The sequence below is a fragment of the Rhizobacter sp. genome (assembly GCF_046595475.1).
Taxonomy (GTDB): Bacteria; Pseudomonadota; Gammaproteobacteria; order Burkholderiales; family Burkholderiaceae_C; genus Rhizobacter.
Map to the genome: position 1 here is coordinate 26654 of NZ_JBKJOQ010000034.1, position 11394 is coordinate 38047.

Annotated in this window: 10 protein-coding genes; 3 read left to right on the forward strand and 7 right to left on the reverse strand. The window is 63.2% G+C overall.

What is annotated here, in order from left to right; translation table 11 throughout:
* Nucleotides 1-97: 97 nt before the first annotated feature.
* Together AC30QB_RS06215 and acuI are read left to right on the forward strand one after the other, a co-directional pair.
* The gene (locus AC30QB_RS06215) at nt 98-358 is read left to right on the forward strand and encodes a heavy-metal-associated domain-containing protein (protein ID WP_489545320.1); all 261 of its coding nucleotides are present in this window, start codon (nt 98-100) and stop codon (nt 356-358) included.
* Between the two features lie 102 nt (nt 359-460).
* Nucleotides 461-1441, forward strand: coding sequence for an acrylyl-CoA reductase (NADPH) (gene acuI / locus AC30QB_RS06220; RefSeq protein ID WP_489545321.1), 981 nt, complete (start codon nt 461-463; stop codon nt 1439-1441).
* A gap of 30 nt (nt 1442-1471) precedes the next feature.
* Here the strand turns inward: acuI and AC30QB_RS06225 are convergent, their stop codons facing one another.
* From AC30QB_RS06225 to AC30QB_RS06250, 6 genes are all read right to left on the reverse strand, one after another.
* Nucleotides 1472-4630 carry an efflux RND transporter permease subunit gene (locus tag AC30QB_RS06225; protein ID WP_489545322.1) on the reverse strand — a complete coding sequence of 1053 codons (3159 nt, stop codon included), beginning with the start codon at nt 4628-4630 and terminating at the stop codon, nt 1472-1474.
* Nucleotides 4627-6279, reverse strand: coding sequence for an efflux RND transporter periplasmic adaptor subunit (locus AC30QB_RS06230; RefSeq protein WP_489545323.1), 1653 nt, complete (start codon nt 6277-6279; stop codon nt 4627-4629). Before AC30QB_RS06230 ends, AC30QB_RS06225 begins: the two co-directional genes overlap by 4 nt.
* 20 nt (nt 6280-6299) lie before the next feature.
* Complete coding sequence (locus tag AC30QB_RS06235; RefSeq protein WP_489545324.1) at nt 6300-7616, reverse strand: TolC family protein; 1317 nt, start codon at nt 7614-7616, stop codon at nt 6300-6302.
* Between the two features lie 650 nt (nt 7617-8266).
* Nucleotides 8267-8692 carry a RidA family protein gene (locus AC30QB_RS06240; RefSeq protein WP_489545325.1) on the reverse strand — a complete coding sequence of 142 codons (426 nt, stop codon included), beginning with the start codon at nt 8690-8692 and terminating at the stop codon, nt 8267-8269.
* Nucleotides 8693-8987: 295 nt separating this feature from the next.
* Nucleotides 8988-9287 carry a hypothetical protein gene (locus tag AC30QB_RS06245; protein ID WP_489545351.1) on the reverse strand — a complete coding sequence of 100 codons (300 nt, stop codon included), beginning with the start codon at nt 9285-9287 and terminating at the stop codon, nt 8988-8990.
* A gap of 89 nt (nt 9288-9376) precedes the next feature.
* Entirely contained in the window at nt 9377-9658 is a 282-nt protein-coding gene (locus AC30QB_RS06250) for a hypothetical protein (protein WP_489545326.1), read from the reverse strand.
* A gap of 129 nt (nt 9659-9787) precedes the next feature.
* Here AC30QB_RS06250 and AC30QB_RS06255 point away from each other — a divergent pair, with 129 nt between their 5' ends.
* Nucleotides 9788-10711, forward strand: a complete 924-nt coding sequence (locus AC30QB_RS06255; RefSeq protein ID WP_489545327.1) for a LysR family transcriptional regulator — start codon at nt 9788-9790, stop codon at nt 10709-10711.
* A gap of 117 nt (nt 10712-10828) precedes the next feature.
* On the opposite strand, the gene AC30QB_RS06260 is transcribed toward AC30QB_RS06255, so the two are convergent.
* On the reverse strand, nt 10829-11338 hold the full coding sequence (locus tag AC30QB_RS06260; protein WP_489545328.1) for a DUF1993 domain-containing protein: 510 nt from the start codon (nt 11336-11338) through the stop codon (nt 10829-10831).
* Nucleotides 11339-11394 lie beyond the last annotated feature (56 nt).

Genomic DNA, 11394 nt, shown 5'->3' on the forward strand with positions numbered 1-11394 from the left:
GCATTGGGGGAGTGGTCTTGCGAGCTCACTCCTTGACCTTCCCACAGTGGAAGACTCGACAGTATGGTTCCCGCCAACATATTTACTGGAGTAAACAATGATTGCCTTTGAAGTCAAGGACATGACCTGTGGCCACTGCGTCAGCACCATCACCAAGGCCGTGAGGGGCGCTGACAAGGGGGCGGTGGTCCGAATCAACCTGGGTCAGCACCGAGTCGAGATCGAACCCACGGAGGCGGATGCACAGGAGCTCAGCGATGCCATCAGGGAAGCCGGCTACACGCCGGTTCCGGTGTTGGCCGCGACACCCATCACATCAGCGCCTGCCAAGGCCGGTGGATGTTGCGGTTGCGGCTGAGCGAGCACCGGGTTAAACACCCGCTCCTGGGGGCTCAGGCGGCGTCTAATCGAGTGCGTAGGCGCCGGCCACTTCCCAGCCCCTCTTTTGACAAGGACCGCCATGTTCAAGGCTTTGCTTCTGGAAAAGACCGACGCCGGCTTCTCGGCCCGTGTGCAACCACTGAGTGAGGCCGCGCTGCCCGCCGGTGACGTGCTGGTACAGCCGAGTTATTCGACTCTGAACTACAAGGACGCGCTGGCCATCACCAACAAAGGCCAGGTGGTGCGCGAGTGGCCCATGGTCGCGGGCATCGACGGGGCGGGCGCCGTGATCGAGAGCACGCACCCGGCCTGGAAGCCGGGCGACGCGTTCGTGCACAACGGTTGGGGCGTGGGCGAGACGCACTGGGGCTGTCTGGCCGAGCGCGCCCGCTTGAAGGGCGACTGGCTGGTGAAACTTCCGCCGGCCTTGTCAGCGCGCCAGGCGATGGCGATCGGCACCGCGGGCTACACCGCCATGTTGTGCGTGCTGGCGCTGGAGCGCCATGGTGTGAAGCCAGGTGACGGCGAGGTTTTGGTCACGGGTGCCACGGGCGGTGTGGGCAGCGTTGCAACTGCGTTGCTCGCGCGCCTGGGCTATCGCGTGACCGGCTCCACAGGCAAGGTTTCTGAAGCCGACTATCTGAAGACCCTGGGGGCTAGCGCGGTGATCGACCGCGCCGAATTGTCGGCGCCCGGCAAGCCTTTCCAGAAGGAGCGCTGGGCGGCGGTGGTCGACGCCGTGGGCAGCCACACGCTGGCCAACGCCTGCGCTCAGACACGCTACGGCGGCATCGTGGCGGCCTGCGGGTTGGCGCAAGGCCACGACTTCAACACCACCGTGTTGCCCTTTATCTTGCGCAGCGTGACCCTCGCGGGCGTGGACAGCGTGATGGCGCCCATGGCATTGCGTCAGCAAGCCTGGAACCGGCTGGCACAAGACCTCGACCTGGCGCTGCTGGAGACGATGACGCATGAGATCGCGCTGGAAGACGCAGCCGCACAGGCTGCCGAGTTGATGGCAGGCAAGGTGCGCGGCCGCATCGTGGTGAAGCTCGGTTGACTGAACGCCGGGCAGGGGACAGGGGCGCGATCACACTTCATGTGCAAGCTCGTTGCTCTTGACAGGGCGCATCCGTGGCCGGCGCATCAGCAGGTAAGCCGCCGGGATCACGAACATCGACAGCAGCGGCGCAGTGATCATCCCGCCCACCATCGGGGCGGCGATGCGCTGCATCACTTCGGAGCCGGTGCCCGTGCCCCACATGATCGGGAACAGGCCGGCAAGAATCACGGCCACCGTCATGGCCTTGGGCCGCACGCGCAGCACCGCGCCCTCGCGGATCGCGTCGAGCAGGTCGTCCAGGCTCGTCTTGCCGTCTTCAACGCGCTCGTCCCAGGCCGTCTTCAGGTACAGCAGCATGATCACGCCGAACTCGGCGGACACGCCTGCCAATGCAATGAACCCGACCGCGCCGGCCACCGAGAGGTTGTAGCCCAGACCGTAGAGCAACCAGATGCCGCCCACCAGCGCAAAAGGCAAGGCCGCCATGATCAGCAGCGCCTCGCCGAAGCGCTTGAAGGTCAGGTACAGCAGCACGAAGATGATCAGCAGCGTGAACGGCACCACCACCTTCATCTTGGCCGTGGCCCGCTCCAAGAATTCAAACTGACCCGACCATGAGATCGAGTAGCCCGGCGGCAGCTTGACCTGCTGGGCGACGGCACGTTGCATGTCGTGCACAGCGGAACGCAGGTCGCGGTCACGGATGTCGACATACACCCAGCCCGATAGCCGCGCGTTCTCACTGCGCAGCATAGGCGGGCCGTCTGTGATGCGCACCTGTGCGACGTCTGACAAGACAAGGCGCTGGCCCCTTTCGCTGACGATCGGCAGCTTGCGCAGCTTGTCTAGCGAGTCGCGAATCTCGCGCGGGTAGCGCATGTTGATCGAGAAGCGCTGCAGCCCTTCGACGGTCTCGCCGATGTTCTGGCCGCCGACCGCCGAGGCGATCACCGACTGCACGTCGGCGATGTTCATGCCGTAGCGCGCCGCCTCGTCGCGCTTGATGTCCACATCCACATAGCGCCCGCCGGTCAGGCGTTCGGCCAGGGCGCTGCTCACGCCGGGCACCTCTTTCAGCACGCGTTCGATCTCGCCCGTCACGCGGTCGATGGTCGCAAGGTCGGCGCCCGCCACCTTCACGCCGACGGGGCTCTTGATGCCGGTGGCCAGCATGTCGATGCGGTTACGGATCGGTGGCACCCAGATGTTGGCCAGGCCCGGCACTTTCACCACGCGGTCAAGCTCTTCGATGAGCTTGTCCTGCGTCATGCCGGGCCGCCATTCGTTCTTCGGCTTGAACTGGATGGTGGTCTCGAACATCTCCAGCGGTGCCGGGTCGGTGGCGGTCTCTGCGCGGCCCGCCTTGCCGTAAACGCGTGTGACCTCAGGCACGGTCTTGATCAGGCGGTCGGTCTGCTGCAGCAGCTCGGCGGCCTTGCCGGCCGAGAGACCGGGCAGTGCAGACGGCATGTAGAGCAGGTCGCCCTCATCGAGACGCGGCATGAACTCGCCTCCGATGTTGGCGAGAGGCCACAGGCTGGTCGCGAGCACGGCGACCGCGGCGGCAATCGTCAGCTTGGGCCAACGCAGCACGGCGTCGAGCAGCGGCCGATACATCGCGATCAAGAGGCGGTTCAGCGGGTTGGATTTTTCATCCGGAATGCGCCCGCGGATCAGGTAGCCCATCAGCACCGGGATCAGCGTCACCGACAAACCCGCAGCCGCCGCCATCGCGTAGGTCTTGGTGTAGGCCAGCGGTGCAAAAAGCCGCCCCTCCTGCGCCTCCAGTGTGAACACCGGAATGAACGACAGCGTGATGATCAGCAGCGAGAAAAACAGCGCCGGCCCCACCTCGGCCGCCGAATCGGCGATCACCCGCCAGTGGTTCTCACCACCCAAGTCCTTGCCCGGGTGTTGGTGTCTCCATTGCTCGATGTGCTTGTGCGCGTTCTCAATCATCACGACGGCCGCATCCACCATCGCACCAATGGCGATTGCAATGCCGCCTAGCGACATGATGTTGGCGTTGACCCCTTGGTATCGCATCACGATGAAGGCCGCGACGATGCCCAGCGGCAGCGACACGATCGCGACGAAGGCCGAGCGCAGGTGAAACAAGAAGATGAAGCAGACGACCGCGACGACGATGAACTCTTCGATCAGCTTGTGCGTCAGGTTCTCGACCGCACGCTCGATCAGGCTCGATCGGTCATAGGTCGGCACGATCTCCACACCGCGCGGCAGGCTGCCCTGCAGTTCCTTGAGCTTAGCCTTCACGGCAGCAATGGTCTCGAGCGCATTCTTGCCGGAGCGCATCACGATCACTCCGCCGGCGGCTTCGCCTTCGCCGTCTAGCTCGCCGATGCCGCGCCGCATCTCAGGCCCGAGCTGAATGCGGGCGACATCGCCGAGCCTTACCGACACGCCGGCCGCGGTCGTCATCAGCGGCACCTTGCGAAAGTCGTCCAGGTTCTGCAGGTAGCCTGACGCACGCACCATGTACTCGGCCTCGCCGAGCTCGAGCACCGAGCCGCCGGTTTCCTGGTTGGCTTTCTGAATCGCGTCTACCACCCTGGTGTGCGAAATGCTGTACGCCGCGAGTTTGTCGGGGTCGAGCACGATCTGGTACTGGCGCACCATGCCGCCGACGGAAGCAACCTCAGCGACGTTGGGCACGGTCTTCAGCTCGTACTTGAGGAACCAGTCTTGTAGAGCGCGCAGTTGCGACGCGTCCTGCGTGCCGCTGTGGTCGACCAGCGCGTACTGGTAGATCCAGCCCACGCCGGTGGCATCTGGGCCCAGCGACGCCTTGGCCTGAGCCGGCAGGCGCGACTGCACCTGGTTCAGGTATTCCAGCACCCGCGAGCGCGCCCAGTACAAATCGGTGCCATCTTCGAACAGCACGTAAACGAAGGAGTCGCCGAAGAACGAATAGCCCCGCACCGTCTTGGCGCCGGGCACCGACAGCATCGTTGTCGTCAGCGGGTAGGTGACCTGGTTCTCGACGATGCGTGGCGCCTGCCCGGGGTAGCTGGTGCGGATGATGACCTGCACGTCCGACAGGTCGGGCAGTGCATCCAGCGGCGTTCTGAGCACCGAGTACACGCCCCAGGCGCCGATCATGAGAGTCGCCAGCAGCACCAGAAAGCGGTTGGCGATCGACCATCGGATCAGCTTCGCGATCATGGCTTGCTCCCGGCCGAGGCTGGTGCCATGGGGGCCTTGGGCTCAGGCGGCAGCAGCGTCACCCGGGTCAGCTGCGGCAGGCCCTCATTGGGCATGTAGAACTCGAAGTCAACACGGTCGCCGACATCCACGCCGCGGGGAACCTCGCCCTTCGGCAGTTTGAAGTCCATCGTCATCGCGCCCCACTTCAACGAGGCGATGGGGCCGTGCGAGAGCGTCATCGCGTCGCGGCCGATGGCCTCGACCTTGGCCTGGCCTTCGTGGCGTGCGGCCGTGTTCGCTGCGGTGGGTTTCGGCTCGTCGTTCAGGCGCGCCTCGACGCCCTTGAGGCTCGCCTCGGAGTCAATCAAGAACTGCGACGAAACGACCACCTTTTGGCCGGCTTGCAGACCTCGCTTGATCTCGGTTTTTCCGTCGCTCTCGAGGCCGGCTTCCACATTGACTGGACGGAAGCGGCCGTTCTCTTCAGCCAGCAGCACCACAGTGCGCTTGCCGGTTTGAATCACTGCCTCGGTCGGGATCAGCAGCGACTTCTCGGCGCGCATGTCCATGAACTGCATCTGCACGAACATGCCCGGCACCAGTCGCGCGCCGGGGTTGGCAAGTTCGAGCCGCGCCTTCAAGGTGCGCGTGGTCGGGTTGACGTCGGGCAACAGCGCCTGCACCTTGCCGTCGAATGTCATGCCGGGCACCGCAGGACTCTTCGCCTGCACCTTGGCCCCGGGCCGCAACAACGCCGCCTGGCTTTCGGGAACTTCGGCGTTGGCCCACACGGTAGACAGGCCATTGATGCGAAACAGCGTCGTGCCAGACATCACCGTCATGCCCTCACGGGCCATCAACTCGGTCACGACACCGGCGATCGGCGCTCTCAGGGTGCTGCGCGGCTGTGTGTGCCCGCTGCTTTCGACCAGGCTGATCTGGGCGTCGTTCATGCCGACCTGGCGCATGCGCTGGCGCGCACCATCGACCAATGACGCAAGGTCGGTGCCCTGCATGCGGCGCACCGACAGGAACTCTTCTTGCGCGGCGATCCAGTCGGGCACGTACAGGTCGGCGAGCGCCTGACCCTGGCGCACCGCATCGAGGGTGGCACGCACGTAGAGCTTCTCCACGTAGCCAGTGGCACGGGCCTGAACCAGCGCCTGGTCGCGCTCGTTGAACGCGATGCTGCCGACCGCCGAGACTTGTGGCGACAGCGTGCCTTCGGTGACCTCGGCGGTGCGCACGCCCAGGTTCTGCTGGATGCGAGAGCTCACGGTGACCTTGCTGCCGTCACTGTCGCCCTCAGCGTAGACCGGCACCAGCATCATGTCCATGAACGGCGACTTGGCCGGCTTGTCAAACTTGTTCCCCGGCACCATGGGGTCGTGGTAGTACAGAACCTTGCTGCCAGCAATCGGGTCGAGATCACCCGCTTTGATGCCCGACTGAATGTGGCGGCGCGTGGCGTCTTCGCCCTCGGCAATGCTTTGCGGCAGCTTGCCAGCAGCGGGCGCAATGGCCGCTGCCACGCCGGACGATGCCAGCGCAGCGGGGCCTGCGTTCATGCCTTGACCACGGTGCAGACCTGACATGTACAGACCGTAGCTGCCAGCGACTAGGGCAGCGATGACCACCAGAGTGATCGCGAATGGTTTGATTTTCATGATGTGTGAGTAAAGGGGGGTCAGGGGCGTGCGGCGCGCGGGGCACCGTGGCCGACAGGCACGAGGTAGTTGAGCTGCGCCCACAGCCTTGCGGCTTGCATCTCCAGGCGCAGGCGCTCGATGCGCGTGTCGATCTCGCCGCGGCGAGCATCGAGCACCCCGGTCAAGGAGCCGTTGCCACCACGATAAGCGGCCATTGCCGCTCGCGTTCGCTCGCCAGCCAGTGGCTGCAGCGAGGTGTCGTAGCGCGTCAAGCGCTCGCGGTCGCTGCGCCATTCCTGCAGCATCACCAAGGTTTCGGCGACGTGCATGCGGGTCGCTTCTTCGCGTTGCGCCCGCAGCTCTTCGACCCGCGCCAGCTTGGCGCCGACCTCGCGGTCCTGACGGTTCTTCTGGTTCCATTGCAGTGGCACCGACAAGTTCAGCGAAACCATGTTCGAGTAAGCCGGTCCACGCTGGTTGACCATCAGCTCGACACTGAAGTCGGGCTTCTTGTTGGCCTGCACCACGTCGACATCGGCCTGTGCCATCGCCTCTTGCCGCGCCAGAATTTCAATCTGCGGGTGGTGGATCAGTTGGGAATCCAGGTCTTCGGCCTTCAGCGGAACGCCGTCCAGCGGGGGCGGTACAGCGAGCACGTTGGCGCCTTGCGTGCCTACCCAGCGCGCCAGTTGCGTCGTGGCCGTGGCAATCTGTCGCTCGACCTCTGACAGCCGGTCTTCGATCTGTGCAACGCTGGCCCGCGCTGCGAATACATCGGCTTGCGAACCCCGGCCACCGCTGTACCCAGCGTCTGCCGAGTCGATCTGCAACCGGGCTTCGTCGCGCTGCGACACCAGCACATCACGCATGCGTTCCTGGTAGTGGCGGTCCAGCCAGGCCATCGCGGTGTCACGCTGAAGGCTGGCCAGCGCCAGTTCACGGCCAGCCTCGGCAACTTCGGCCTCGCGTTCGTATCGCGCCGTCCTTGCCCTGAGCTTGCCCTCACGGGTGAATTCCTGCACCACACCGATCGAGCGCATGGTCATGAAATCTCGGGTCAGGCTGAGCCGGTCGGGGCCATCGGTCGGCAGGTTGTTGATGCCCGCTTTCAGCGTCGGATCCGGCCGCTGGCCGGCCGCCACGGCCATCTCGCGCGCAGCCGCAGCCGATGCCTCCTGGGCGGGCAGTAGGCGGGAGCGTTCCTGGGCGAGGCGCAAGGCGTCGTCCAGCGTCAAGGGGGCCGCATGGGCTTGCAGCGTGCCGAGCGTGAGCACCGCCGCCAGGGCGATGCCGACGCGCGTCGAACCATGTGCCGGCGAGCGCCGGACTGATGCGCTTAGGGAATGAACAGACATGAAATCTCCAGACGACGGACGAGAGGGAAGCCGGCTCTGCGCGCCGGCCGAATGGAAGCAACGGCCAGGCGCGTGAGCACGACCACGTGCGCCGGAGGCCGACGTGGTCGTCAGGCCTTCAGCGCGCGCAGCGTCAGGAGGTCAGAGGCGGAAAACGCAGTGCAGGATGGCGTGCGGTGGCGCAGGCGCCGCAGCCAGACTGAGCGCAGAGGCCGGGTGGGACCGGCCAGAACCGAGCCTGTGCTCAGGCTCGATGGGGAGCGAATACAAGAATGTCGGGATCGCAGCGTGAACGGCCGGCGCGGGCGCCGTATCGGCACTTTGCTGGCCATGCCGGCAGTGCTCGGCGCACAAGTTGGCCGCGTTGGCGTCGACCTGCTCGCAGCCTGGCATGGAGGCCGCCTGCTCGGTGGCCGCTGGAACAGGTGCCCCTTCCAAGGTCATCCTCGAAAGACCCGGGCAGGCGTAGCTTGCAACGGCCAACTGCGCGAACAGCAGCACGCCAATCAGCAGACGGCTGACGGCTTTGCGGATTGCGCGGGACAAACTCATACGGTCGATTCTAGTGGGAGGCTTCAGGCCGAGCCCGCGCGATTTCGTGAAGTGAGCGGCCTGTGGACTCTTTCTGCATAGCGACGTGCTGGTACAGGTCAGGTTGCCGACTTGGTGCTTTGTGCCAAGGTGGCAGGGAGCTTGGCGGCAACAGCATCAACCTCAACAAACCAAGCTGGATCAACCAACTGCGAAACGTAGACCGCCGTAGAAGCTGGCCGATGTGAGCCGAGATGCTTGATCCTTGCGTTTCGTACCGCCTGTCCGTCGTGCCCGGCAACCATGAAGGTGGTCAGCTTGATGATGTCAGTGGCTTCCAAACCGTGCGACCTCAGCAGAGTGATGATATTTGCGAAGACTTGATCCGCTTGCTCCGCCATCGTGGCTGGCGTTGAGCCATCGGGGCGAACGCCGAGCTGTCCCGAAATGAATATGAGTTCTGTGCCGCCCGGCACAGAAACCGTGTGACTGTAAAGGCCGAGTGGCGCGTGCACGCCCTCTGGATTGGAGAGACTGGTTGTCACGTTGTGATGTCCTGGATGATCTCAATACGACGAATAGCTATAAGTAGCCGAAGCCTAAGGCGAGCAACAGAAGGGAGATTGCCAAGCCAACGAGGAATGGTGATTTCGGAATGGCGCCCGCGCCGACTGCCGATACCGGGAAGAGATAGGCACCCACCAACCGAACGAGATGGCCATCGCCAACTGCGGCGGCTTGACACACCCATAAAGGACGTGGCCAACCCCAAGCATGAAGAGAATCCAGGGCAGGGTGGGTGACATTGAGCGGCGAGCCGGTTCTCTTGAGAGGCCGGATCTATTCCGTCGTGTAGATGCGAACTTCGGGCGCGGCCTTGAGCAAGGGCTTGAGTTCCGTGACCACATCATGCGTAAACAGGTCGCTGGTCAAATAGGCTTGCGCCTGCTTGAGGGTTGCGAATCCGTGGAGTACCTGAACGTCGTCATCGCGCATCAAGAGCTCCTTCGACTGGGCTCCACGAATGGTGTTGAGAAAGGGCAACTTGTATTTTGCGTAGACAGCACCAGCGGCGGCGCGGTCAGCAGGATCGATCTTCAAGGTGATTTCAAGGTATGCCTTTTCCGCATGCGCGAGCACCGGGGCAGAGAGTAAGGTCGCGAGCAGACCAGCGAGAAGAACGCGATTTGGCTTGATCATGTTGATGTCCTCTGTGAACTAGGCGAACGTCACACTGTCTCGTAGACGCGAACGTCCGGCGCGCTTGTCAGCAGCGGTTTCAGCTCGCCCACGACGTCGTCGTTGAAAAGCTTGCTCGACAGGTATGACTTCGCGTTATCGACGGTGTCGAAACCGTGCAAAACCTGCACGTCCTCGTCGCGAATCAGCAGCTCCTTGGACTTGGCACCCCGCGCTTGTGCGAGAAACGGCGCCTTGAACTTGGCGTAGACCGCTGCCGCAGCAGGTCGATCGTTGGCTGCCACAACCATGCTGACCTCTAGATAAACCATTGCAAATCTCCTCGGGTTTCGTTGAAGTTGGGCCCGCGGATACGAGCCCATGGACAGAGAGTAGAGGCGCGGCGACCCATAGTAAAATTTGCTTTTCGCATCCGATACATTCACTGTGTGAATCAATCAATGAATCTGACCCAGCTTCGATTCGCTGCCGCTGTGGGATCTCACGGCTCGTTCACAGCCGCGGCCTCAGAGTGCTGTGTGACCCAGCCGACGCTCTCGAACGGCATTGCGCAGCTCGAGGCAGAGCTCGGCGAGCGGCTCTTCTTGCGAACCACTCGAAAAGTCTCGCTGACGCAGTTCGGTACCTATGTCATGCCCTACGTCGGCGAGGTCTTGCGCGCTCAGCAAACGTTGGAGCGCCAGACCAAGTCGTTTCTCAACCCAGGCAAGCGCCTGGTGCGCATCGGAACGTCGCCACTGATCCGGCCTCAACTGGTCTCGCTGATCACCGAAGCCTTCCGATCGAAGCATCCGGATGTCGATGTCATCTTTCGAGAGATGAACATGCAGGACCTCTACAGAATGCTGGATGAAGGCCTCCTCGACTTCGTCCTAGGGGTAGCGGGTATCCACCGAAAGCCTTGGCTCTGCGCACCTCTGTACAGCGAACCGCTGCTGTATTTGCCAAGAAGCGCGCGGACATCCTCTGGCCCTCGAAGCGACACCGTGTCGTTTGCAGAGATCGCAGCCGAAACCTTCGTCATGGTTCCCGACGCATGTGGCCTGGCACGCGCGACGCGCGATCTGTTCCGAAAGCATCGGCGCCAATTGCTTGCGTACTCGGGCGAGGCAATGAGCTACCAAGTGCTTGAAGAGTGGGCACATCTCGGGATCGGTGCCGCAATCATTCCGCGTTCGAAGATGACGCGTAGCGATCACGCATGCTTTTACATCGCAGCAAAGTCGGGCGAGAAAGTTCGGATCTCTTTCGAAGCCCTGTGGCCTCGATCAGGGCCTCGGGCCACTCACCTGGAGGAGTTCGCTCGATATCTGAAGGCCACCGTTCCAGGGCTCGTGAGTGGCCTGGATGTCGCGTCCGCATGAAACGGTCGGCACAACGCTGGGTTTGACTGCCTCCACGCGGCTGCCGACAGTTGCAGTTCCCTGGGTCGCGCAGAGGCGCTGGGGCGTGTGGCAATGGCCATGGGCGCAAGCAGTTGCCTAGTACGCACCCATGTAATCGCGCTTGCCGATGGCCACCCCGTTGTGGCGCAGGATGGCGAAGGCCGTGGTGACGTGAAAGAAGAACTGCGGTGAGCCATAGTTCGCCAGATAGGCCTGACCGCTCAACTTCTTTTCTTTCGGCGTACCGGGGCGCAACACGATTTCCTTGCTTTCGCTGCCATCGAATTGCGAAGCGCTCAGGCTGTCCAGAAAGGCCAGGGTCTGGGTCAAGAGCGCGTCGAGATCGGCAAAGCTCTTCTCGCCTCCTTCATAGGCCGGAACATCAACACCGGCGAGCCGTGCCGAGATACCGCGTGAAAAATCGGCGGCAATCTGCACCTGCTTGACCAGCGGGAACATGTCTGGAAAGAGGCGCGCTTGCAGATACGCATCAGGCTCCATCGACTTGGCCGCAACCTGCGCTTCGACCTGCGCCAATATGGCTTTCAAGGCCGTCAGCATTTGCTTGAAGACGGGAAGGGAGTGTGTGTACATCGGGCTGGTCATGGTCATCTCTCGGTTTGTGTACAGGGCAATTGCCTGCGAAGGACCGCAAGGCAACA